The 24,059-nt window shown below is 71.1% G+C and carries 20 protein-coding genes; 12 read left to right on the top strand and 8 right to left on the bottom strand.

Annotated features, from left to right (window positions below; all coding sequences use genetic code 11):
- The first annotated feature begins 19 nt into the window (after positions 1 to 19).
- The 4 genes from lipB to ACFY7H_RS09990 all read left to right on the top strand — a co-directional run bounded on the left by lipB (position 20) and on the right by ACFY7H_RS09990 (position 3,038).
- Entirely contained in the window at positions 20 to 832 is an 813-nt protein-coding gene (gene lipB / locus ACFY7H_RS10005; protein ID WP_388935736.1) for a lipoyl(octanoyl) transferase LipB, read from the top strand.
- A gap of 111 nt (positions 833 to 943) precedes the next feature.
- The gene (lipA, locus tag ACFY7H_RS10000) at positions 944 to 1,906 is read left to right on the top strand and encodes a lipoyl synthase (RefSeq protein ID WP_388935732.1); all 963 of its coding nucleotides are present in this window, start codon (positions 944 to 946) and stop codon (positions 1,904 to 1,906) included.
- 226 nt (positions 1,907 to 2,132) lie between these two features.
- Positions 2,133 to 2,330, top strand: a complete 198-nt coding sequence (locus ACFY7H_RS09995; RefSeq protein WP_362470288.1) for a hypothetical protein — start codon at positions 2,133 to 2,135, stop codon at positions 2,328 to 2,330.
- A 9-nt stretch (positions 2,331 to 2,339) separates the two neighbouring features.
- Complete coding sequence (locus ACFY7H_RS09990; protein ID WP_388935728.1) at positions 2,340 to 3,038, top strand: DUF4191 domain-containing protein; 699 nt, start codon at positions 2,340 to 2,342, stop codon at positions 3,036 to 3,038.
- Between the two features lie 154 nt (positions 3,039 to 3,192).
- Here the strand turns inward: ACFY7H_RS09990 and ACFY7H_RS09985 are convergent, their stop codons facing one another.
- A complete protein-coding gene (locus ACFY7H_RS09985) occupies positions 3,193 to 3,660 on the bottom strand; it encodes an RDD family protein (protein ID WP_388935725.1) in 468 nt (155 codons plus the stop codon).
- A gap of 185 nt (positions 3,661 to 3,845) precedes the next feature.
- Between ACFY7H_RS09985 and glnA the strand changes: the two genes are divergently transcribed.
- Positions 3,846 to 5,255 carry a type I glutamate--ammonia ligase gene (gene glnA / locus ACFY7H_RS09980; RefSeq protein ID WP_388935722.1) on the top strand — a complete coding sequence of 470 codons (1,410 nt, stop codon included), beginning with the start codon at positions 3,846 to 3,848 and terminating at the stop codon, positions 5,253 to 5,255.
- Positions 5,256 to 5,405: 150 nt separating this feature from the next.
- Entirely contained in the window at positions 5,406 to 5,675 is a 270-nt protein-coding gene (locus ACFY7H_RS09975) for a hypothetical protein (protein WP_388935719.1), read from the top strand.
- A 53-nt stretch (positions 5,676 to 5,728) separates the two neighbouring features.
- Here the strand turns inward: ACFY7H_RS09975 and ACFY7H_RS09970 are convergent, their stop codons facing one another.
- Positions 5,729 to 6,382, bottom strand: a complete 654-nt coding sequence (locus tag ACFY7H_RS09970) for a TetR/AcrR family transcriptional regulator (RefSeq protein ID WP_388935716.1) — start codon at positions 6,380 to 6,382, stop codon at positions 5,729 to 5,731.
- 85 nt (positions 6,383 to 6,467) lie between these two features.
- Between ACFY7H_RS09970 and ACFY7H_RS09965 the strand changes: the two genes are divergently transcribed.
- Complete coding sequence (locus tag ACFY7H_RS09965; protein ID WP_388935713.1) at positions 6,468 to 7,238, top strand: SDR family NAD(P)-dependent oxidoreductase; 771 nt, start codon at positions 6,468 to 6,470, stop codon at positions 7,236 to 7,238.
- Here the strand turns inward: ACFY7H_RS09965 and ACFY7H_RS09960 are convergent.
- The 6 genes from ACFY7H_RS09960 to ACFY7H_RS09935 all read right to left on the bottom strand — a co-directional run bounded on the left by ACFY7H_RS09960 (position 7,232) and on the right by ACFY7H_RS09935 (position 16,723).
- Complete coding sequence (locus tag ACFY7H_RS09960; protein WP_388935710.1) at positions 7,232 to 7,753, bottom strand: DUF4240 domain-containing protein; 522 nt, start codon at positions 7,751 to 7,753, stop codon at positions 7,232 to 7,234. The genes ACFY7H_RS09965 and ACFY7H_RS09960 overlap by 7 nt on opposite strands.
- Positions 7,754 to 7,870: 117 nt before the next feature.
- Positions 7,871 to 10,555: a pyruvate dehydrogenase (acetyl-transferring), homodimeric type gene (gene aceE / locus ACFY7H_RS09955; RefSeq protein ID WP_388935707.1), complete on the bottom strand. Its 2,685-nt coding sequence runs from the start codon at positions 10,553 to 10,555 to the stop codon at positions 7,871 to 7,873.
- A gap of 258 nt (positions 10,556 to 10,813) precedes the next feature.
- Complete coding sequence (locus tag ACFY7H_RS09950; RefSeq protein ID WP_388936226.1) at positions 10,814 to 11,440, bottom strand: GntR family transcriptional regulator; 627 nt, start codon at positions 11,438 to 11,440, stop codon at positions 10,814 to 10,816.
- Positions 11,441 to 11,629: 189 nt separating this feature from the next.
- Positions 11,630 to 13,411, bottom strand: coding sequence for a 2-oxoglutarate dehydrogenase, E2 component, dihydrolipoamide succinyltransferase (sucB, locus tag ACFY7H_RS09945; RefSeq protein WP_388935703.1), 1,782 nt, complete (start codon positions 13,409 to 13,411; stop codon positions 11,630 to 11,632).
- 53 nt (positions 13,412 to 13,464) lie between these two features.
- On the bottom strand, positions 13,465 to 14,853 hold the full coding sequence (gene lpdA / locus ACFY7H_RS09940; RefSeq protein ID WP_388935700.1) for a dihydrolipoyl dehydrogenase: 1,389 nt from the start codon (positions 14,851 to 14,853) through the stop codon (positions 13,465 to 13,467).
- A 340-nt stretch (positions 14,854 to 15,193) separates the two neighbouring features.
- Positions 15,194 to 16,723, bottom strand: a complete 1,530-nt coding sequence (locus ACFY7H_RS09935; RefSeq protein WP_388935697.1) for a leucyl aminopeptidase — start codon at positions 16,721 to 16,723, stop codon at positions 15,194 to 15,196.
- A gap of 356 nt (positions 16,724 to 17,079) precedes the next feature.
- On the opposite strand from ACFY7H_RS09935, the gene ACFY7H_RS09930 reads away from it, so the two are divergent.
- The 5 genes from ACFY7H_RS09930 (at position 17,080) to ACFY7H_RS09910 (ending at position 23,963) form a co-directional block, all read left to right on the top strand.
- Entirely contained in the window at positions 17,080 to 19,107 is a 2,028-nt protein-coding gene (locus ACFY7H_RS09930; protein ID WP_388935694.1) for a hypothetical protein, read from the top strand.
- 199 nt (positions 19,108 to 19,306) lie between these two features.
- Positions 19,307 to 20,863: a GT4 family glycosyltransferase PelF gene (gene pelF / locus ACFY7H_RS09925; protein ID WP_388935691.1), complete on the top strand. Its 1,557-nt coding sequence runs from the start codon at positions 19,307 to 19,309 to the stop codon at positions 20,861 to 20,863.
- On the top strand, positions 20,860 to 22,443 hold the full coding sequence (locus ACFY7H_RS09920) for a hypothetical protein (RefSeq protein WP_388935688.1): 1,584 nt from the start codon (positions 20,860 to 20,862) through the stop codon (positions 22,441 to 22,443). The genes pelF and ACFY7H_RS09920 overlap by 4 nt, the downstream gene beginning before the upstream one ends.
- A 48-nt stretch (positions 22,444 to 22,491) precedes the next feature.
- Entirely contained in the window at positions 22,492 to 23,145 is a 654-nt protein-coding gene (locus tag ACFY7H_RS09915; RefSeq protein WP_388935684.1) for a spherulation-specific family 4 protein, read from the top strand.
- On the top strand, positions 23,142 to 23,963 hold the full coding sequence (locus ACFY7H_RS09910; RefSeq protein ID WP_388935681.1) for an endo alpha-1,4 polygalactosaminidase: 822 nt from the start codon (positions 23,142 to 23,144) through the stop codon (positions 23,961 to 23,963). The genes ACFY7H_RS09915 and ACFY7H_RS09910 overlap by 4 nt, the downstream gene beginning before the upstream one ends.
- Positions 23,964 to 24,059: the final 96 nt, after the last annotated feature.

Genomic DNA, 24,059 nt, shown 5'->3' with positions numbered 1-24,059 from the left:
TCAACGAGGAGGCGCTGCGGTGACTGAGCTTCGGTTTGTCCATCTGGGCTTCGGGCCGGAATCCGTCGAGTACACCGCGGCCTGGGAAGAGCAGCGCCGGGTGCACGCGGCCCGCTTCGCCGACGAGATCGACGACACCTGCCTGATGGTGGAGCACGAGCCGGTCTACACCGCCGGCCGGCGCACGGATCCCAGCGAGCGCCCCCTGGACGGGACGCCGGTCATCGACGTGGACCGCGGCGGCAAGATCACCTGGCACGGCCCGGGCCAGCTGGTCGGCTACCCGATCATGAAGCTGCCGCGTCCCGTCGACGTGGTCGCCCACGTGCGCCGCCTCGAGGAAGCCCTCATCCGCACCGCCGCCGACTTCGGCCTGGAGACCACCCGGATCGAGGGCCGTTCCGGCGTCTGGGTGCTCGGCGACCCCGTGGAGCAGCGCCCGGCGATCGGCGGGCTCTCCCTCGACTTCACGGTGCCCGCCACGGACCCGCGTACGGGCGACGACGAGTTCGACGCCCGTCTCCACGGCCCCGAGTACGCCCCGTCCAACGCCGGCCAGCGCCGCGAGGACCGCAAGCTCGCCGCCATCGGCATCCGCGTCGCCAAGGGCGTCACGATGCACGGCTTCTCCCTGAACGTGAACCCGGACAGCACCTGGTTCGACCGGATCATCCCTTGCGGGATCCGGGACGCCGGTGTGACCTCGCTCTCGTACGAACTGGGCCGGGAGGTCACCATCGCCGAGGTGCTGCCGGTCGTCGAACGGCACCTGAGGGACGTGCTGGAGAACGCCGAGCTGCGGCCCCGCGAGATCGAAGCCGCCGGGGCCTGACCCGGCGGGGGAATGCGGCCGGCCGGCCCCCGGTTGGCGGACGTAAGAGCGTACGAATTTACGGGCGTACCCTGGTGGGCGCCGAAGAATCGAAGTCACAGGGAGCCGGTCGTGTCCGCAGTCGCACCCGACGGACGCAAGATGCTGCGCCTGGAGGTCCGTAACAGTCAGACCCCCATCGAGCGCAAGCCCGAGTGGATCAAGACCCGGGCGAAGATGGGTCCCGAGTACACCAAGATGCAGGCCCTGGTGAAGGGCGAAGGACTGCACACGGTGTGCCAGGAAGCCGGCTGTCCGAACATCTACGAATGCTGGGAGGACCGCGAGGCCACCTTCCTCATCGGTGGCGACCAGTGCACCCGGCGCTGTGACTTCTGCCAGATCGACACGGGCAAGCCCGAGGCCCTCGACCGGGACGAGCCGCGTCGCGTCGGCGAGTCCGTGGTCACCATGGACCTGAACTACGCCACCATCACCGGCGTCGCCCGCGACGACCTGGCGGACGGCGGCGCGTGGCTGTACGCGGAGACCGTGCGCCAGATCCACCAGCAGACGGCCGGCCGCGAGGCCGGGCACACCAAGGTCGAGCTGCTGGCCCCCGACTTCAACGCGGTCCCGGAGCTGCTGGAGGAGGTCTTCGCCTCCCGTCCCGAGGTCTTCGCGCACAACGTCGAGACGGTGCCGCGGATCTTCAAGCGGATCCGCCCCGGCTTCCGGTACGAGCGCTCCCTCGAGGTGATCACCAAGGCCCGCGCGTACGGCCTGGTCACCAAGTCGAACCTGATCCTCGGCATGGGCGAGGAGCGCGAGGAGGTCAGCCAGGCGCTGAAGGACCTCCACGAGGCCGGCTGCGAGCTCATCACCATCACCCAGTACCTGCGGCCCTCGCCGCGGCACCACCCCGTGGAGCGCTGGGTGAAGCCGGCCGAGTTCGTGGAGCTGGCGAAGGAGGCCGAGGAGATCGGCTACTCCGGCGTGATGTCCGGCCCGCTGGTCCGCTCCTCGTACCGCGCCGGACGCCTGTACAACCAGGCGATGGAGAAGCGCGCCCGGACCGGAGCGCAGTCCTCCTGACTCTGTGTGCGTGTGAACTCACGCACAATGCTTACCAATGGGTAACACCGCATCGGCGCGGCCCCTAGGCTTCTTTCGTGTGAGAAGTCCGGCGGGCCGCGTCTTTGTTTGCAACGTGTCCATCACATTTGACCGACCGGCCATGCCCTGGTAACACCAGTCGGTGACGCTGGATCCACGCACCGCACACGCCACAGAGCGAGCAGCGAGAGTAGGGGTCGACATCATGCAGGCCGCGCCAGTCCGCGCCATCGCCATTCCGTCCTTCAGCGAGGCCTTCCGGGGCCTGGAATCGCTGCTCATGAGCGGTGCCCGACGCAATGCCTGGGCGGCCGTCCTGGAGGACCGCCGCCGGGCGAAGGACCGGGTGGAAACCGAGCACGTACTCGAGGCCGCGGCGACCCGGACCCCGCAGGACACGTAAACTCGCCTCATGGCGAGGAAGTCAAACGCAGAGACTGCTGCGAACCCCGGGCGACTGAAGCAGATCGCCCTGACGTACAAGATGACGCGCAAGGCCGACCCCAAGGTCGGTCTCATCGTCGCGGGCGTGGGAATCGTCACCTTCGGTGTCTTCCTTGCGATCGGCTTCCTGATCGGCCACCCGGTCTACCTGGGCATCCTGGGCTTCCTGGTGGCGTTCCTCGCGATGGCGATCGTCTTCGGGCGTCGGGCCGAGCGGGCTGCCTTCGGGCAGATGGAGGGGCAGCCGGGCGCTGCCGCGGCCGTACTGGACAACGTGGGGCGGGGCTGGACCACCACCCCGGCCGTCGCGATGAACCGGAACCAGGACATCGTCCACCGGGCCGTCGGCAAGGCGGGCGTGGTCCTGATCGCGGAGGGCAACCCGAACCGGGTCAAGACCCTGCTCGCGGCCGAGAAGAAGAAGCTGGCCCGGATCATGCCCGACATCCCGGTCCACGACTTCATCGTGGGCACCGGCGAGGGCGAGGTGCCGCTCAAGAAGGTCCGTACGACGCTGCTGAAGCTGCCGCGCGTCCTGTCCGGCCCGCAGATCACGCAGGTCAACGACAAGCTCCGGGCCATGGGTGACCTCATGAGCAACATGCCGGTCCCGAAGGGCCCGATGCCCAAGGGCATGCGCATGCCGCGCGGCGGAAAGATGCGCTGACCGTCTCCTCGTACACCAGAGGGACGCGGAGGGACATGAAAAGGGGCGCCCCCCGGCCGGATGGCCGGGGGGCGCCCCTTTGTGTATACGAGCGGCGTATACGAGCCACCGCCCCCGCGGGCAGACACCTCTACGCGACGGTGGTGGTGTACCGCTAGATCCTGACCTGGACGGCGCCCGCGAGGCGGTCGTGCAGTCCGCGCCCGTCACGGTCCCAGACCAGCGCCGGGACGACGAGGGCCAGCAGCAGGGTGCGCAGCACCACACGGGGGATGCCGAGGCGGCCGCCGTCCTGCCCGATCACCCGGAGTCCGAGGATCCGCTTGCCGGGGGTGAAGCCCACGGTGGCCACGGTCAGCAGGGTCAGGGACAGGAAGAGCGCGAGCGTCCAGTTGCCCGCGGCGGCCAGGTCCCCGTGCGTGATGAGCCCGTAGGCGATCAGCTGGCAGCCGATCCAGTCGATGGCGACTGCGCCGAGCCGGCGTCCGAAGCGGGCCGCGGAGCCGGGGCCCGACTGGGGCAGGCCGAGCCGCTGGCCCGGATAGCCGAAGTCGACGCCCATCTCCTCGGCGGCCGCGCGCGGGCCGGAGAGCCAGGAACCGATTGCTTGCCTGTTGTCCACTCCACCACGGTACCGGTGCTCCTCCAGAGGACCTGGACCGGACCCTGGTTAACTTGTGCGAAACAAATGGGTCATGCTTGGGAAATCCCGTCTGCTTATGGTCGGGTCAGCGTGCGGCACCGCACTGACGCGCCACGAGCTATAAAGCCCGTCCCTGCCCCGGGACCGGGAGTAGGAGGAGTTGGATGTTCAAGAACGCCGACGAAGTGAAGCAGTACATCGAGGAGAACGACGTCAAGTTCGTCGACGTCCGCTTCTGCGACCTGCCTGGTGTGATGCAGCACTTCACCATCCCGGCGCGAGCGTTCGACCCGGCGGAGGAGCTTGCCTTCGACGGTTCCTCGATCCGCGGCTTCCAGGCGATCCACGAGTCCGACATGGCGCTGCGTGCCGACATCAGCACCGCGCGTCTGGACCCGTTCCGCAAGGACAAGACGCTCAACATCAACTTCTTCATCCACGACCCGATCACGGGTGAGGCCTACAGCCGCGACCCGCGCAACATCGCGAAGAAGGCCGAGGCCTACCTCGCCTCCACCGGCATCGCCGACACCGCGTTCTTCGGCCCCGAGGCCGAGTTCTACGTGTTCGACAGCGTGCGCTTCGCGACCTCCGCGAACGAGGGCTTCTACCACATCGACTCCGAGGCCGGCGCCTGGAACACCGGTTCCGAGGAGAACAACCGCGGCTACAAGGTCCGCTACAAGGGCGGCTACTTCCCGGTCGCCCCGGTCGACCACTTCGCCGACCTGCGCGCCGAGATCTCCCTCGAGCTGGACGCCCAGGGCCTCCAGGTCGAGCGCCAGCACCACGAGGTCGGCACCGGTGGCCAGGCCGAGATCAACTACAAGTTCAACACGCTGCTGGCCGCGGCCGACGACCTGATGCTCTTCAAGTACATCGTGAAGAACGTCGCCTGGAAGAACGGCAAGACCGCGACCTTCATGCCGAAGCCGATCTTCGGCGACAACGGCTCGGGCATGCACGTGCACCAGTCGCTGTGGGCCGGCGGCGAGCCGCTCTTCTACGACGAGGCCGGCTACGCGGGTCTGTCGGACACCGCCCGCTACTACATCGGCGGCATCCTCAAGCACGCCCCGTCGCTGCTCGCCTTCACCAACCCGACGGTGAACTCGTACCACCGCCTGGTGCCGGGCTTCGAGGCGCCGGTCAACATGGTGTACTCGCAGCGCAACCGCTCCGCCGCCATGCGCATCCCGATCACGGGCTCGAACCCGAAGGCCAAGCGCGTCGAGTTCCGCGCGCCGGACCCGTCCTCGAACCCGTACCTGGCCTTCTCGGCCCTGCTCCTCGCGGGCCTCGACGGCATCAAGAACAAGATCGAGCCGATGGAGCCGATCGACAAGGACCTCTACGAGCTCTCGCCCGACGAGCACGCGAGCGTCCCGCAGGTCCCGACCAGCCTCGAGGACGTCCTCAAGGCCCTGGAGGAGGACCACGAGTACCTCCTCGCCGGCGGCGTCTTCACCCCGGACCTGATCGAGACCTGGATCGACTACAAGCGCACGCACGAGATCGCCCCGATCGCGCAGCGCCCGCACCCGCACGAGTTCGAGCTCTACTTCGACCTCTAAAAACGCGGATCGTGCCTGATGGAAGGCCCCCCGCCGCTCTCTGTGGAGAGCGGCGGGGGGCCTTCTGCTTTTGACAGGCCGCTCGGCCCGCGCAACGGTTGGTAGGAAGTAAAAGCCCGATAAGCCCGACATGTTCGGAGGTGCATGAAGATGCGCCGTAGGATCGTTGGAGCCGTTGTCGCCGGAGCCGCCGGACTCGCCCTGGGTCTGCTGCCCGTCACCAATGCCTCCGCCCACGACGGGGGCTGGGACTCCCGCTCGGACCACCGTCACTCCGGCCACTGGGACGACGGCTGTGGTGGGAACGGCCGCTGGCACGGCCACGACCACGGCTGGAACGACAACGACTGGGGCAACCGGGACCACGCCGGCTGGCACCACCACGACGACTGGCACGACGACTGGGGCGGGTGGCGCTGACCCACGGCTGACCCACGCACCCGACTGTCCTCACGATGCCCCTGCTCCGCGGCTCAGCGGAGCAGGGGCATCGCGCCGGTGAGCTCGCGCAGGGCGCGGACGGCGAGGTCCGCGGGAGAGCCGGGGCCCGAGACCGGGCCGTCGCCGGCTGACCAGAGCTCCAGGGAGACGCGGATCGCGTCCGTGGCGGCCGCCGCGAGGAGGCGTACCGACATCGGGTCCGCCTCCGGACCGGCCAGCCTGGCCACCACGGGGACCAGGCGCTCCTCGGAGTCCTGGTTGACCCGGTACCAGACCGCCCGCAGGGCCTCGTCCGAGGCGGCGGCCCGCAGCAGGCCGCGGGTGACCCGCAGTCCCTCCTCGACGGTCTTGGAATCGCTCAGCGAACGGGTCACCGCCCGCTCCAGGGCCTCCGCGAGGGGGGTCCCCGGGTGCTCCTCCGCGAGCAGCGCGCGCCAGGCGTCCCCGCCGCCCGCCAGCAGCGGGGCCACGGCCTCCTGCTTGTTGCGGAAGTAGCGGTAGAAGGTGCGCAGGGCGACCCCGGCCCGGTGGGCGATGTCCTCCGCGGTGGTGCCGTCGGGGCCGTGCGCGGCGAAGAGCTCGCAGGCGGCGCGGGCGATGTCGAGCTGGGTGGCGGCCTTGCGGCGCTCGGTGAGCGACTGGGCTCCGGGGCCGCTCTGGGGGGAGTACGGGCGGGGAGATCTCACGGGTGCAGCCTACGCCAGGGCGGGCTGCGGAATGCATTGGCTGCCAGCCTGGCAAACCGTGTCACCCACTCGGTACGCTCGCCCCATGAACCGTTACGAAGGACGCCGCGTCCTCATCACCGGCGGCGGCTCCGGCATCGGCCGGGCCACCGTCCACCGCATTCTCTCCGAGGGCGGCCGCGTCCACGCCGTCGACGTGAACGAGGCCGGACTGAAGGCCACCGCCGAGCAGGCGGCCGCCGACGGCCGGGCCGGCCGGCTGACCACCGCGGTCCTCGACATATCCGACGAGGCCGCCGTCCGGACGGGCGTCGCCGCCGCCGTCGACGCCCTCACCGGCATCGACGTACTGGTCAACGCGGCGGGCATCCTGCGCTCCGCGCACACCCACCGCACCACGCTCGACCTCTGGAACCAGGTGATCTCGGTCAACCTGACCGGCACCTTCCTGATGATCCGCGAGTCGCTCCCGGCACTGCTCGCGGGCGAGCAGCCCGTGGTCGTCAACTTCAGCTCCACCTCGGCGAGCTTCGCGCACCCCTACATGTCCGCCTACGCGGCCAGCAAGGGCGGCATCCAGTCCATGACCCATGCGCTGGCCGCCGAGTACAGCAAGCAGGGCCTGCGCTTCGTCTCCGTGGCCCCCGGCTCCATCGAGAGCGGCATGACCACCGGCGCCGGCCCGGGCCTGCCCGAGGACACCGACTGGAGCCTGTTCGCCAAGCTCGCCCCCGCCCTCGGCCAGGGCTTCGCCGGCCCGGAAACCGTCGCCGGGGTCGTCGCCATGCTGGGTTCCGAGGACGGCGCCTTCATCACCGGCACCGAGATCCGCATCGACGGCGGCACGCACTACTGACCGCCGAACCGCTCCCAGAGCCGGGGGAAGCGCTCCGCCAGCACGGCTTCGTTCTCGAAGTCCAGCGGGGTGCCCTCCGGCTCCTCCGCCTGCAACGGGATGCCCAGATCCGGCGCCACCGCCCCGGTGAGCTGCTCGTACGCCTCGTCGGCCGCGTACCCCAGCTCCTCGCCGTCCCCGTCGACCTCCTCGTCGAAATCGTCCAGCAGCTCCGCCAGCCGGTCCGGATCGTGCACCGCGCCCTCGAAGACCTCCCGGCCCTGCCCGATCAGCCAGCACCGGAAGTAGTCGAACGCGTCGTCGCTCGCCCCGCCGAGCAGCACCCAGGCCGCGCCCCACAGGTCCCAGGTGTACGCCCGGTTGTACCGGGACTCGAAATGCCGCGCGAAGTCCAGCACGGAGTCGGGATCGAGCTGCGCCAGCCGTTCCACGAGCAGCTCGGCGTGTTCCTCGGGGTCGCCCTCGGCGGCCTCGCGGGTACGGTCGACGATCTCCCAGAACTCCGTCTCGTCCATCACCGCTCCAGCATCACGGGTGCGCCCCCGCGCCGCCACCGCTCATACGGCCAAAGGCCGGTGCCCGACCCCCCGTGGGGGTGGACACCGGCCTCCGGTACGTCAGCGGCACACGGCTCAGAGGCCGTAGCGGTCCCGGGCCTCCTTGACGGCGGACGCCGGGACCTCGCCGCGGCGGGCGAGCTGGGCCAGCGCGGCCACCGCGATCGACTGGGCGTCGACGCCGAAGTGGCGGCGCGCGCCCTCGCGGGTGTCGGAGAGGCCGAAGCCGTCCGTGCCCAGCGAGGTGTAGTCCTGCGGCACCCACTGGCTGATCTGGTCCGGGACCTGGCGCATCCAGTCGGAGACGGCCAGGACCGGGCCCGGGGCGCCCTCCAGCACGCGGGTCACGTACGGGGTGCGCTCCTCGCCGCGCAGCAGCGCCTCGTCGCACTCCAGCGCGTCGCGCCGCAGCTCGCCCCACGAGGTGGCGGACCAGACGTCGGCGGCCACGTTCCAGTCGGCGGCGAGCAGTCGCTGCGCCTCCAGGACCCAGTGGATCGCGGTGCCCGAGGCCATGAGCTGGATCTTCGGGGAGTCGGCGGCCGGGGCGGCCTCGCCCAGGTCCGAGGCCTGGTTGAAGCGGTACAGGCCCTTGAGGATGCCCTCTTCCACGCCCTCGGGCATGGCCGGCTGCACCTTCGGCTCGTTGTAGACCGTCAGGTAGTAGAAGACGTCTTCCGGCTGCTCGCCGTACATCCGGCGCAGGCCGTCCTTGACGATCACCGCGATCTCGTACGCGAAGGCCGGGTCGTAGTTGAGCGACGCCGGGTTCGTGGACGCGATCAGGTGCGAGTGGCCGTCCGCGTGCTGGAGGCCCTCACCGGTCAGCGTGGTGCGGCCGGCGGTGGCGCCGACGATGAAGCCCTTGCCGAGCTGGTCGGCGAGCTGCCACATCTGGTCGGCGGTGCGCTGCCAGCCGAACATCGAGTAGAAGATGTAGAAGGGGATCATCGGCTCGCCGTGCGTCGCGTACGACGTGCAGGCGGCGATGAAGTCGGCCATGGCGCCGGCCTCGGTGATCCCCTCGTTGAGGATCTGGCCGTCCTTGGCCTCCTTGTAGTACATCAGCTGGTCGCGGTCGACCGGCTCGTACGTCTGGCCGAGCGGCGAGTAGATGCCGGCTGACGGGAAGAGGGACTCCATACCGAAGGTGCGGGCCTCGTCGGGGACGATCGGCACCCAGCGCTTGCCGGTCTCCTTGTCCCGCATCAGGTCCTTGACGAGGCGGACGAAGGCCATGGTGGTGGCCATCTCCTGCTTGCCGGAACCCTTGATCAGCGGGGCGAAGGAGCGCTCGGCCGGCGCGGGCAGGGCCACGTGGTGGACCTTGCGGGCCGGGGCCGGGCCGCCGAGGGCCGCGCGGCGCTCGTTCAGGTACTGCACCTCAGGGCTGTTCGCGCCCGGGTGGCCGTACGGGACCTGGCCGTCGGCGAAGGCGCTGTCCGGGATCGGGAGGCCGAGGAGGTCGCGCATGTCCTTGAACTCGTCGGTCGTCAGCTTCTTCATCTGGTGGTTCGCGTTCTTCGACTCGAACCCGGCGCCCAGCGTGTAGCCCTTGACGGTCTGCGCGAGGATGACCGTCGGCGCGCCCTTGTGCTCCAGGGCGGCCTTGTACGCGGCGTAGACCTTGCGGGGCTCGTGGCCGCCGCGGGAGGTGTGGAAGCACTCGGCGATCTTCGCGTCGGACAGTACGCCGGCCAGCTGCACGAGCTCGGCGTTGACGCCGAAGAAGTGCTGACGGATGTAGGCCACGTCGCGGGTCGCGTACGTCTGGAACTGCGCGTCCGGTACCTCGCGCAGGCGGCGTACCAGGGCGCCCGTGGTGTCGAGCTGGAACAGCTCGTCCCAGGCGGTGCCCCACAGGGTCTTGATGACGTTCCAGCCGGCGCCGCGGAACTGGGCCTCCAGCTCCTGGACCACGCGGAAGTTGGCGCGGACCGGGCCGTCGAGGCGCTGCAGGTTGCAGTTGATGACGAAGGTCAGGTTGTCGAGCTGCTCGCGGGAGGCCAGGGCCAGGGCGGCGGTCGACTCGGGCTCGTCCATCTCGCCGTCGCCGAGGAAGGCCCAGACGTGCGAGTTGGAGGTGTCCTTGATCCGGCGGTTCTCCAGGTAGCGGTTGAAGCGCGCCTGGTAGATCGCGGAGAGCGGGCCGAGGCCCATGGAGACCGTGGGGAACTCCCACAGCCACGGCAGGCGCCGCGGGTGCGGGTAGGACGGCAGGCCGTTGCCGCCGGACTCCTGGCGGAAGTTGTCGAGCTGCTGCTCGGAGACGCGCCCGTCGAGGAAGGCGCGGGCGTAGATGCCGGGGGAGGCGTGGCCCTGGATGTAGAGCTGGTCGCCCGATCCGTCGGCCTCCTTCCCGCGAAAGAAGTGCTGGAAGCCGGTCTCGTACAGCCACGCGGCGGAGGCGAAGGTGGCGATGTGGCCGCCGACGCCGTACTTGGAGCCGCGGGTCACCATGGCGGCCGCGTTCCAGCGGTTCCAGGCGGTGATCCTGGCCTCCATCTCCTCGTCACCGGGGAAGGCCGGCTCGGCGGAGGTGGGGATGGTGTTGACGTAGTCCGTCTCCAGCAGCTTCGGCAGGGCGAGGCCGGCGGCCTCGGCGTGCTGGAGGGTGCGGCGGAGCAGGTATTCGGCGCGGCGCGTACCGGCGGCCTTGGCGACGGCGTCGAGGGAGGCCGCCCATTCGGCGGTCTCTTCGGTGTCGCGGTCCGGGAGCTGGTCGAGCTCGCTCGGAAGCTTTCCTACGGGGTCGGACATCGGTGTGCGCCGCCTTCCGGACAAAGGAGAGGAGGTGGTGAAGAAAACCCTGACGGGCAGGACAGGGTCGATGGGCCCGGGTGGGGCCCGCAGTGACTGTAAGTCCCTGATCGATGATCGATCAAATAAAAGTGACGAATATTCGACGATGAGACGAAAGTCGGCACCCGGTGCCATGAACGCAGGCACGCCGTGCCGGTTTCATGAGTACACGACAAAGGGCTGGCGATCCCCTGGAGGATCGCTCAAAACCGCAGGTCAGGCACTACGCGGGGCGCAGCCCAGGACATGCCGCTTCACCAGCACACCGATGTCCGGGTCCTGGCCGCGGAAGGCCGCGACGAGCGCCTCGTGCTCCTCCGCGTAGGACTTCTGGACGGTTCCCAGCCACCGGATGGACAGGGCCGTGAACACCTCGATCCCCAGGCTCTCCCAGGTGTGCAGCAGCACGCTGTTCCCGGCCGCCCGCACCATCTCCCGGTGGAAGCCCACCGTGTGCCGCACCTGCGCCGTGCCGTCCTGGGCGCGGTCGGCCTCCCAGAGGGCCGCCACGTGCGGCTCCAGCGCCGAGCAGTCGCCCGCCAGCTTCGGCGCGGCCAGCTCGGCCGCGATCTGCTCCAGGCCGGCCCGGACCGGGTAGATCTCCTCCAGATCGGCCGCCGAGAGGTTCCGCACCCGTACGCCCTTGTTCGGCGCCGACTCGATCAGCCGCAGCGTCTCCAGCTCGCGCAGCGCCTCGCGCACGGGCGTCTGGCTGACCTCCAGCTCCACGGCGATCCGCCGCTCGACGATCCGCTCACCCGGCTTCCAGCGGCCGCTGACGATCCCCTCCACGATGTGCTCGCGGATCTGCTCGCGCAGCGAGTGCACGACGGGTGGGGTGATCATCGGGGTTCAACTCCTGTGTGTGCGGCACGCGGGGCCTGATGCCTAGACAATAAGGCCGTCGTGGCCTGCTGCGATGGGTTCGTGGTCAGGGACGCAGGGTGAGGCTCGTTACAACGACGGCGCCCCCGGCCGGAAAGATCCCGGTCGGGGGCGCCGCGATGCGACAGACGGTGCTGCGCGAGGGCCTTACAGGCCGAGCTCGACCTCGAACTCGCCGGCCTCGAGGATCGCCTTGACGGCGGTCAGGTACCGGGCCGCGTCCGCGCCGTCCACCAGGCGGTGGTCGTAGGACAGGGTCAGGTACGTCATGTCACGGATGCCGATGTTGGTGCCCTCGGCGGTCTCGATGACCACCGGGCGCTTGACCGTGGCACCGATGCCCAGGATCGCGACCTGGTTCGGCGGCACGATCACCGTGTCGAACAGCGCACCGCGCGAGCCGGTGTTGCTGATGGTGAAGGTCGCGCCGGACAGCTCGTCCGGGGTGATCTTGTTGCCGCGGACCTTGGCGGCCAGGTCGGCGGTCGCCTTGGAGATGCCCGCCAGGTTGAGGTCACCGGCACCCTTGATGACCGGGGTCATCAGGCCCTTCTCGGAGTCCACGGCGATGCCGATGTTCTCCGAGTCGAAGTAGGTGATGGTGCCCTCGTCGTCGTTGATCCGGGCGTTGACGACCGCGTGGGCCTTCAGCGCCTGGGCGGCGGCCTTGACGAAGAACGGCATCGGGGACAGCTTGACGCCCTCGCGGGCGAGGAAGCCGGCCTTGGCCTTCTCGCGCAGCTTCATGATCTTGGTGATGTCCACCTCGACCACGGAGCTGAGCTGCGCCTGCGAGTGCAGGGCCTTCATCATGTTGTCGCCGATGACCTTGCGCATGCGGGTCATCTTGACGGTCTGGCCACGCAGCTCGGACACCGCGGCCGGAGCCTTGGCGGCGGCCGGAGCGGCGGCGGCCGGGGCCGGAGCCGCGGCGGCGGCCTTGGCGGCCTCGGCGGCGGCCAGGACGTCCTGCTTGCGGATACGGCCACCGACGCCGGTGCCCGTGACCGCCGACAGGTTGACGCCGGACTCCGAGGCGAGCTTGCGCACCAGCGGGGTCACGTACGCGCCCTCGTCGCCGGAGACGGCGGCGGGAGCGGCCGGGGCGGCGACCGGAGCCGGGGCGGCGACCGGAGCGGCCGGAGCCGGGGCGGCGACCGGGGCCGGAGCAGCCGGGGCGGCAGCCGGAGCCGCAGCAGCCGGAGCCGGGGCGGCAGCCGGAGCCGCAGCAGCCGGAGCCGGGGCGGCAGCCGGAGCCGGAGCGGCGGCGGCAGGGGCAGCGGCCGGAGCGGCGCCCGCGACACCGATGACGGCCAGACGGGCGCCGACCTCGGCGGTCTCGTCCTCGCCGACCAGGATCTCCAGCAGGGTGCCGGAGACCGGCGCGGGGATCTCGGTGTCGACCTTGTCCGTGGAGACCTCGAGCAGCGGCTCGTCGGCCTCGACGGTCTCGCCGACCTCCTTCAGCCAGCGGGTGACGGTGCCCTCGGTGACGGACTCGCCCAGCGCGGGCAGCACGACGTCGGTGCCGGAGGCGGCCTGGGCCGGAGCGGCGGCAGCCGGGGTCTCGGCCGGTGCGGGGGCGGCCGGGGCCTCGGCGGCCGGGGCCTCGGCGGCGGGGGCCTCGGCGGCGGGGGCCGCAGCCGCGGCCGGCTCGGCGGCCGGCTCGGCGGCAGCGGCCGGAGCGCCGGAGCCGTCGTCGATGACGGCCAGCTCGGCGCCGACCTCGACGGTCTCGTCCTCGGCGACCTTGATGGAGGCCAGGATGCCGGAGACGGGGGAGGGGATCTCGGTGTCGACCTTGTCGGTCGAGACCTCGAGCAGCGGCTCGTCGGCCTCGACGCGCTCGCCCTCGGCCTTGAGCCAACGGGTGACAGTGCCCTCGGTGACGCTCTCGCCGAGCGCCGGAAGGGTTACGGAAACCGGCATGGTTTCAGTTGCTCCTAACGAAAGTGCGGAAGTGGTCGTCGCGCCCGTGACGATTAGTCGTGTGCGTGAAGCGGCTTGCCGGCCAGGGCCAGGTGGGCCTCGCCGAGGGCCTCGTTCTGGGTCGGGTGCGCGTGGATGAGCTGCGCGACCTCGGCCGGCAGGGCCTCCCAGTTGTAGATCAGCTGGGCTTCGCCCACCTGCTCGCCCATGCGGTCACCGACCATGTGGACGCCGACCACGGCACCGTCCTTGACCTGGACGAGCTTGATCTCGCCCGCGGTCTTCAGGATCTTGCTCTTGCCGTTGCCCGCCAGGTTGTACTTCAGGGCGACGACCTTGTCCGCGCCGTAGATCTCCTTGGCCTTGGCCTCGGTGATGCCGACCGAGGCGACCTCGGGGTGGCAGTACGTGACGCGCGGGACACCGTCGTAGTCGATCGGGACGGTCTTCAGACCGGCCAGGCGCTCCGCGACGAGGATGCCCTCCGCGAAGCCGACGTGCGCGAGCTGCAGGGTGGGGACCAGGTCGCCCACCGCGGAGATCGTCGGCACGTTGGTCTGCATGTACTCGTCGACCAGGACGTAGCCGCGGTCCATGGCGACGCCCTGCTCCTCGTAGCCCAGGCCCTGGGACACCGGGCCGCGGCCGATGGCGACCAGCAGCACCTCGGCCTCGAAGGTCTTGCCGTCGGCCAGCGTCACGCGGACGCCGGTCTCCGTGTACTCGGCCTTGTCGAAGAAGGTGCCGAGGTTGAACTTGATGCCGCGCTTGCGGAAGGCACGCTCGAGGATCTTCGAGCTGTTCTCGTCCTCGACCGGGACGAGGTGCTTGAGGCCCTCGATGACGGTGACGTCGGTGCCGAAGGACTTCCACGCCGAGGCGAACTCGACGCCGATGACGCCGCCGCCCAGGATGATCGCGGACTGGGGCACGCGGTCCAGGACCAGAGCGTGGTCCGAGGAGATGATGCGGTCGCCGTCGATGTTCAGGCCCGGCAGCGACTTCGGCACGGAGCCGGTCGCCAGCAGGACGTGGCGGCCCTGGACGCGCTGGCCGTTGACGTCGACGGACGTCGGGGAGGAGAGGCGGCCCTCACCCTCGATGTAGGTCACCTTGCGGGAGGCGACCAGCCCCTGCAGGCCCTTGTACAGGCCGGAGATGACCTCGTCCTTGTACTTGTGCACCCCGGCGATGTCAACGCCCTCGAAAGAGGCCTTGATGCCGAACTGTCCGGCTTCGCGCGCCTGGTCCGCGATCTCACCGGCGTGCAGCAGAGCCTTCGTGGGGATGCAGCCGTTGTGCAGGCAGGTGCCGCCGAGCTTGTTCTTCTCGATCAGCGCAACGTCGAGACCCAGCTGGGATGCGCGGAGCGCCGCGGCGTAACCGCCACTGCCACCGCCGAGGATCACTAGGTCGAAAACGGTGCTGGCGTCGTTCGCCACGTCACGTCCTCCATGCATGTGCGCCGGGCACCGGTCCTCTGTGACCGGGCGGCGGCTGGTAATCGGCCGCTTGTTTCTTCGGCCCTGTGGTGGGGGCCCTGTCCTGCCGAGAACCCATCTTCGCATTTGTCGGGGGGACGCGGGACGCCGGGCCCCGGGTGTGGACCGTGGTTCTGCCCGAGATCCGGGTTACCGCTGCGTAGAAACCTACTGATTCCCTAGGTTTCTTCCAGGGCGAACGCGCCCCGGGACCGTGATCGCGGTCCCGGGGCGCGGTGTGCGTCACAAGGGGCGTCTCACGGGGTGGTACGTGGGGCGCCGGTGCGACGGGGGCGGTACGTCAGCCCAGGTCACCGGTGGCGGTGCGCTCGGCCAGCCGCACCAGGGTGCGCACGGCGGAGCCGGTGCCGCCCTTCGGGGTGTAGCCGTACGGGGAGCCCTCGTGGAAGGCCGGGCCGGCGATGTCCAGGTGGGCCCAGGTGATGCCCTCGCCGACGAACTCCTGGAGGAAGAGGCCGGCCACCAGACCGCCGCCCATCCGCACGCCCATGTTGGCGATGTCGGCGGTGGGGGAGTCCATGGTCTTGCGCAGGTCCTCGGGGAGCGGCATCGGCCAGGAGGCCTCGCCGACCTCCTCCGCGATCTCGTGGATCGAGGTGCGGAAGGCGTCGTCGTTGGCCATGATGCCGAAGGTGCGGTCGCCCAGCGCCAGCACCATCGCACCCGTCAGGGTGGCGACGTCGACGATCGCGTCCGGGTTGTCCTCGGAGGCCTTGGTCAGGGCGTCGCCCAGGACCAGGCGGCCCTCGGCGTCCGTGTTCAGGACCTCGACGGTCTTGCCGCTGTACATGCGCAGCACGTCGCCGGGCTTGGTGGCGGAGCCGGAGGGCATGTTCTCGGCGAGCGCGAGCCAGCCGGTGACGTTGACCTGGAGGCCGAGCTTGGCGGCGGCGATGACGGCGGCGAAGACGGCGGCGGCGCCGGCCATGTCGCACTTCATCGTCTCGTTGTGGCCGGCCGGCTTCAGGGAGATGCCGCCCGAGTCGTAGGTGATGCCCTTGCCGACGAAGGCGAGGGTCTTCTCCGCCTTGGCGTGGGTGTAGGACAGCTTCACCAGGCGCGGCGGGTTCTCGGAGCCCTTGCCGACGCCCATGATGCCGCCGTAGCCGCCCTTGACCAGGGCCTTCTCGTCGAGGATCTGGACCTTGACGCCGTTCTCCTTCGCGGTCGCCGAGGCGACGGCGGCGAAGGCCTCGGGGGTGAGGTCGTTCGGCGGGGTGTTGATCAGGTCGCGGGCGACGTTGACCTCGGTGGCGACGACGACGGCGCGCTCGGCCGCGGCCTTGTGCTCCTTGTCGCGCGGCTTGGCGCCGAGCAGGGCCACCTCGGCCAGCGGCTGCTTGGGGCCGCCGTTCTTGGAGGCCTTCTTCTCGCCGCCCTGGTAGGCGGTGAAGGCGTACGCGCCGAGCAGCGCGCCCTCGGCCACGGCGGTGACGGCGGAGGCGTCGTCCAGGGGGAGGGCGAAGGCGGCCTTCTTCGAGCCGTGCAGGGCGCGGGAGGCGGCGCCGGCGGCGCGGCGCAGGGCCTCCTCGTCGAAGGGCTCGTCCTGCTCCGGGGCCGTACCGAGGCCGACCGCCAGCACGACCGGGGTCTTGAGGCCGGCCGGGGCGGGCAGCTTGGTCGTCTCGCCCTCGGCGCCCGTGGCGCCCAGCGAGTCGAGCACGGCGGCGAGCTTTCCGTCGAACGCCTTGTCCACGGCCTCCGCGCCGGCGGCCACGACGAGCCCCTTCGGGCCCTTCGCCACGCCGACCACGAGGGCGTCGGCGCGCAGCGTCGCGGCGCCGGCAGTGCTGAGAGTCAGAGCAGTCACGGTGGTGAGGTCTCGCTTCCGTTTGTGTGAGTGGGCGCTTGGGTCGCGTCGGGGTCACCGGCCGCTCCGCAGCGATCGTATTAGGGCCCGGCGGCCGCCGGAAATGAGCCTACGCGTACGTACTCGCCCGTACGTCACTCCAGGGTTTGTCAAGTTGTTCGATCAATACGACGCCAGGTTCACCCATCTGTGGACTCTGCTCCAGGTTTGCCCTTGAGACCTGACGAGGTCCTGGAGACTCGGGTCACTCTCGCAAGGGGACGTGGGGTCCTTTTGCATGATTTCCACAGTGCCTCCCCGGCCCGGCCTTCCGCCACGGGCCGACGTCGAGGGATGCCTGCGGGGGGAAGGCCGAAATGGTCAACAAGAACCGGATGAACAGGGTCGCCGCGGCGATGGCTGCGGCAGCCCTGATGTCCGTGGCAGTACCCGCCGCGACCGCCCGGGCGGCGGTCGTGACACCGCGCATCGACCTGAAGGTGCTCGTCGTCGACGACGGCGGCAGCTCGGTCGGGGCGATCACCGCGCAGCTCAAGGACACCGGGGTCCCCTACACCCGGGTCGATCTGACCAGTGCCGGCCGCCCCGTCATCAACGCGGCGTTCCTCGCCGACACCGTCGACGGCCGGCCCCGGGCCAAGTACCAGGGGGTCGTCCTGCCCAACGAGAACCCCTTCGGCGAGGGCTCCGCCGAGATGGCGGCGCTCACCGCGTACGAGACGGCGTACGGGATCCGCCAGGTCGACGCCTACACCTGGGCCCATCCGGGGGTCGGGCTCGAGTACACGGACAACGGGGGGTACAGCGGACAGCTCGACGGCACCCGGGCCGCCGTCACCGCGGCCGGCAAGGCGGGCCCCTTCGGCTACCTCGGGGGCCAGGTCACCTTCGAGGACAACTCCGCCGTGGTTCCGGAGAGCTTCGGGTTCATGGGCAGGCCCCGCACCGGCTACACCAGCTACCTCGACGCCCCCGTCGGCGGCGGACGGGCCTCGCTGGTCGGCGAGTACACCCACGACGGCCGCAGCGAACTGGTCGTCACCTTCGGCTACAACCAGCACCAGCGGCAGTTCCGGCTGCTGGCGCGGGGCATCGTCGACTGGCTCACCCAGGGCGTCCACCTCGGTCAGGAACGCAGCTACTTCGCGGTCCACGTCGACGACGTGTTCGCCCCGGACGCCCGCTGGAGCATGGAGCTCAACTGCACGCCCGGCGACTACGCCTGCGCGGGCGGCGAGGGCAAGGAGAGCACCATCCGGATGACGGCCGCCGACGCCCAGTACGCGGCGCAGTGGCAGACGTCCAAGAACTTCAAGCTGGACATGCTCTTCAACGCGGGCGCCGGCGAGGAGTGGAAGGCCGAGAACGGCGGCACGGACGCGCTGACCGCCCAGCTCGTCGCCGACCGGGCCAAGTACCGCTGGATGAACCACACCTACACGCACCCCTTCCTCGGCTGCCTCCAGGACACCAGCGTCAGCCCCTGGACCTGCACGAAGGACGCCCAGGGCGCCGTCAAGTGGATGAGCCGCGCCGAGATCTCCGCGCAGATCCGCGACAACAACAACTGGGCCCTCGCCAGGGGCATCACCATCGACCGCTCCGAACTCGTCACCGGCGAGCACTCCGGCCTCAAGACCCTCCCGCAGCAGCCGCAGGACAACCCCAACCTGGCCGGCGCCCTCGCCGACAACGGCGTCAAGTGGGCCGGCAGCGACAACTCCCGCGAGCCCGACCAGCGGGCGCTGGGCGCCGCACTCACCGTCCCCCGCCACCCGATGAACGTGTACTACAACACGGGCACCAACGCGGAGATGGCCGACGAGTACAACTGGATCTACACCAGCCGCGCCCACGGCGGCAGCGGCATCTGCGAGGACAACCCGGACACCTCCACCTGCCTGCCGGCCCCGCTCGACACCGGCACCGGCTACCTGGAGCACATCGTCCCGGCCGAGGCGCGCACCGCCCTGCGCCACGTACTGGCCAACGACCCGCGTCCGCACTACGTCCACCAGTCCAACCTCGCCGAGGACCGCACCCTGTACCCGGTGCTCAACCAGGTCCTCGACACCTACCGCTCGCTCTACGCGCCCAGCGCGCCGATCGTCAACCAGAGCATGAAGGACACCGGCGTCGAGCTCCGGCGCCGCGCGGCCTGGAACCAGGCGGTCGCCGCGGGCAAGGTGAGCGCCTACAAGATCGGCAAGGACGTGGTGGTGAAGGCGCCGTCGGGCGTCGTCGCCCCGGTCACCGCGCCCAACGGGACGAAGAAGCAGATGCTGCTCGGCACCACCGACTTCGGCACCGCCTACGCCGGAACCCGTTCCGCCTGGACGGCTCCCGAGCCGCTCCAGTCGGCGGTCACGCTCAAGCTCCTCTGACCCGGCCGCACCGGTGGCACGGCTCCTACCGCCCGTGCCACCGGCACGGCTCGTAACCACCGCACCGCCCGCGCCACCCGCACGACTCGTACCGACCGCACCGCCCGTACGACTCGCAGCACGCGTAACACCGAGAGCCGGCGCTCCGCGAACCACCCACGGACGCCGGCCCCTTTTCCGTCCTGGGGGGACACACCGCATGAGCCATGGGCGCCATGTCACCATGCTCACCGAAGGCACCTACCCGCACGTCCACGGGGGCGTCAGCACCTGGTGCGACCAACTGGTACGCGGCATGCCGGAGGTCGACTTCAACGTCATAGCCCTGACCGGCTCCGGACGCGAGCCGGTCACCTGGGAACTGCCGCGCAACGTCTACCGGCACACCGCCGTCCCGCTCTGGGGCCCGGCGCCCGCCCGGACCCGCCGCTCGGCCCTGCGGGGCAGGGCCCGCCGCCGCTTCACCGAAACCTACGAGAACCTCCTGCTCTCCCTGCTCGACCCTCCCCCAGCCACCGCCGGGGGTACCCCCGGGCACGGCGGCTTCTCCGAGGCCCTGGGCGAACTCGCCCGCCTCGCCCGCGCCGGCCAACTCGCCCCGGCCCTGCGCTCCGAATCGGTACTGCGCCTGCTGATGACCCTGTGGACCCGCCCCGGCCTGGTCACCGCCGCCGCCGGACCCACCATCCACGACGCGCTCACCGCCACCGACCTGCTGGAACACGCCCTGCGCCCGCTGTCGGTGCGGATCCCGCCCGACTCCGTCGCCCACGCCGTCAGCAGCGGCCTCGCCACCCTCCCCGCCCTCGCCGCCAAACGCCTGGACGGAGTCCCCTTCCTCCTCACCGAGCACGGCATCTACCTGCGCGAGCGCTACCTCGGCTACCGCAGCGCCGCCCAGCGCTGGCCCGTCAAGGCCCTGATGCTGGGCTTCTACCGCGAGCTGAACTCCGAGGGCTACCGGCAGGCCGACCTGATCACCCCGTGCAACCAGTACAACCGCCGCTGGGAGGAACGCGGAGGCGCCGACTCCGAGCGCATCCGCACCGTCTACAACGGCGTCGACCCGCACGCCTTCCCCGAGGCCGGCCCCGAACCGGAGGTGCCCACCCTCAGCTGGTGCGGCCGCATCGACCCGATCAAGGACCTCGAAACCCTGATCCGCGCCTACGCGTTCATGCGCGAGGAACTGCCCGCCCTGCGCCTGCGCCTCTTCGGCCCGGTCCCGGCCGGCTGCGAGGACTACCGGCTGCGCCTGGAGAAACTCGCCGCCGAACTCGGCGTCGGCGACGGCATCACGTACGAGGGCCGCATCGACCAGGTCGCCAAGGCCTACGCGGCCGGCTCCGTCGTCATGCTCTCCAGCATCAGCGAGGGCTTCCCCTTCAGCATCATCGAGGCCATGTCCTGCGGCCGCACCACCGTCTCCACCGACGTCGGAGGCGTCCGCGAGGCCGTCGGCGACACCGGACTGGTCGTCCCGCCCCGCGAGCCCGAGACGATGGCCCGCGCCACCCTCGCCCTGCTCCGAGACGACGAACGCCGCGCCGAACTGGGCCGGATGTCCCGCAAGAGGGTCGTCGAGAAGTTCACCCTCCACCAGTCCGTGGACGGCTTCCGGCACATCTACCGCGAGCTCGCGGGCCAGCCCGTGCCGCCCGTCCGCGCGGGCGACGACTGGACCCAGCGGCTCGCCGACCCCTGGTGCAACGACCCCTGGAACAAGGAGCTGGCAGCCGACGGGAGCACCTGGTGAGCGGATCCCTCTGGCTCAAGCCGCCCGGACCGGAAGGCTCCTGGGTCCACGTCGGCCGCCCGGCCCCCGCCGGCCGCACCGACACCCTGCCCGACCTGCCCCGGCCCCGCCCCGGCGGGCCCGGGCTGCCGGCCGCCGACCCCATGGACGAACTCGCCCGGCGCATCGACGCGTTCGTCGCCGCCGCCGTCCACCCCGACGAGATCGCCGCCATCCTCGAATCCGACGGGATGACCGACGAGTACATCCGGCTCACCTACGGCCGCCAGGACTCCTTCGCCCTCGCCGAGGAGCTCTACGCCCGCGTCCCCCGCTCCTTCCCCGAGCCCGACCGGCTCCGCGACCCCTGGAAGGTCCCCCTCACCGCCTGCCTGCTGCGCGGGCTGATCTTCGCCCTGCCCGGCCTCGCCTACGTCCTCGGCGCACCCCTGCTGGAAGGCCCGCCCGACCGGCTCGGTCTGCCCGCCGGCACCCTGACCCTGCTCGCCGGAGCCCTCATCGGCTGGGTCTGGGACCAGAGCCTGTCCCACCGCGCCTACTCCTGGCTCGGCCTCGGCGACCGCGCCGCCGCCGGCCGGACCCTCCTCGTCGGAGCCCCCGCCGGGGCGCTGCTCGGCACCGCCGCCGCCTTCGCCGTCCCCGGCGGGCCGCCGTTCTCGTACGCCTTCGCCGCCGGGCAGGCCGCGTACGTCGGCGCCGCCACCGTGCTGCTGGTGCTGGGCCGCGAGCGGGTCCTGCTGGCGGCGCTCGCCCCCATGGCCGCCGGGGCGGTCCTCGCGCTCTCCACCGGCCTGCCCGTACCAGTGCGCGTCACCCTGCTCGCGGTGTCCCTGCTGGCCGCGTGCACCCTCGCCCTGCGGGAACTGCCGCTGGCCCGGGGCGTACGGGCCGGCGTGCGCAGGATCCACCGCTGGGCGGAGCGCCGCCCGGGCGAACGCGGCCCCGTGCGCTGGCGGATGCTGCGCGGCGCCGAGGAGGACCACGCCCGCCGGGGGCCCCGCATCGGGGACTCGGTGCCCTACGGGGTCTTCGGCCTCGGCACCGGCCTGCTCGTGCTGTACGCCGCGCTGGGGGAGGTGCTCAGCGGAGGCCCCGCCGAGGCGGTCGCCGCCCCCTCCGCGGTGGCCCTCACCCTCAGCATGGGCCCCGCCGAATGGCTGCTCCACCGCTTCCGCAGCGGCAGCCTCGCCGGGCTGCGGGCGGCCCGCTCGCCCCGGGCGTTCCGGCGCCGCATGCTCCTCACCCTGGCCCGGTGCCTCGCCCTGTACCTGGCGGTGCTGCTCGCCCTGGGCGTCACCGGAACCCTGCTGTGGCCGCACGCCCCCGGCCTGACCGGGCTCCGCGTCGCCACCCTGCTGCTGCTCGGCGCCGTGATGTGGACCGGGCTGCTCCTGCAGTCGTTCGGCGCGGTCCGGCCCGCCGCCGTGGTCTGCGCCGGGGCGGCCTTCGCCCAGAGCCTGGCCCTGCTCGCGGGGACGGGACAGCCCCGCCTGGTCCAGGTCGTGGTCGCGGGCACCGCCGCGGCGGTCCTGGCCGTGCTGGTCTGCCTGCTCCTCGGCCGGGCGACGGCACACCGCTGAGCCCCGTCCATCCGCCCCGCCCGCCCGTACGAGAAGACGAAGGACCCCATGCTGCTGGTGCCGCTCTACGAGCACCCCGCCGACCGGCCCGAGGACTGGGAGCGGCTCATCCGCTCCGCCGGGCAGCTGCACTCGGTGGTGCTCAACCCCGACAGCGGGCCCGGCGAGGCCCCCGACGAACGGTTCGCCGCCGTGTCCGCCCGGCTCCGGGACGCCGGCGTGCCCGTCCTCGGCTACACCGACACCGACTACGGGAGGCGCCCGCACGCGGCCGTCGTCCGGGACCTGCTGCGCCACCGCGACTGGTACGGGGCCGACGGTGTCTTCCTCGACCAGGCCGCCTCGGACCCGGAATCGCTGCCGCACTACGGGCGGCTCGCCGTCGCGGCGAGGGCGGCGGGGGCCCGTACGCTCGTCCTGAACCACGGCGTCCACCCGCACCCCGGGTACGCCCGGCTCGCCGACCTGCTCGTCACCTTCGAGGGCCCCTGGGACGCCTACCGCGACCCGGCCGCGACCCCGCCGTCGTGGACCGCCGACCACCCCGCCCAGCGGTTCTGCCACCTCGTGTACGCGGTCCCGCCGGACGCGCCCGCCGCGCAGCTCGCGGCCGAGCGCCACGCGGGGGTGCACTGCGCGGTCCCCGGCACCGGAGCGCACCCGTGGGGCACCCTCCCGTACGCCCTGGAGGCCGCCGGATGAAGCGCTTCGGCACCGCCCTGGCCGCGGCCTGCACGGCCGGGCTGCTGCTGCTCACCGCCTGCACCGCCGAACCGGACGACGACCAGGGCCCCGGCCCCTGGCCCTCCCAGGCGCCCGGCGAGCGCTGGCAGCCCCGCCCCGGCACGCCCTGGCAGTGGCAGCTCAGCGGCGAGCTGGACACGTCGGTGGACGTGCCGGTGTACGACGTCGACGGGTTCAACACCACCAAGGAGCAGGTGGCGGCCCTGAAGGCCGAAGGCCGCCGCACCATCTGCTACATCTCCGCCGGGGCCTGGGAGGACTTCCGCCCGGACAAGGACGACTTCCCGGAATCCATGCTCGGCAAGGGCAACGGCTGGAAGGGCGAGCGCTGGCTCGACATCCGCCGCACCGCCGACCTGGAACCGCTGATGGCCAAGCGCTTCGACATGTGCCGCGACAAGGGCTTCGACGCCGTGGAACCCGACAACATGGACGCCTACCGCAACGACTCCGGCTTCCCCGTCACCGCCGGGGACCAACTGGAGTTCAACCGCCTCATCGCGCGGCTCGCCCACGACCGGGGCCTGGCGGTCGGCCTCAAGAACGACCTCGACCAGATCCCGGAGCTCGTCGGCGTCTACGACTTCGCGGTCAACGAACAGTGCGCCCAGTACGACGAGTGCGAGGAACTGACCCCCTTCATCGAAGCGGGCAAGGCCGTCTTCCACGCGGAGTACGAACTCCCCACCTCCCGCTTCTGCAAACAGTCCCGCCGCCTGAAGCTCAGCTCCGTACAGAAGAAGTACGAACTGGGCCCATGGCGCAAGTCGTGCTAGCGGTGGCGGCCGGGTCACGCCACCTCCCGCTCGCGGGGCGGGGGCGGCGGGGGCGGGGCGCTGACGGCCCTGAGACCGTCCAAGGGGGTACGGACA

The sequence above is a fragment of the Streptomyces sp. NPDC012794 genome (assembly GCF_042901085.1).
Classification (GTDB): Bacteria; Actinomycetota; Actinomycetes; order Streptomycetales; family Streptomycetaceae; genus Streptomyces.
Note: the sequence above shows the minus strand (reverse complement) of the source record. Positions and strands in the feature narration are given on the sequence as shown.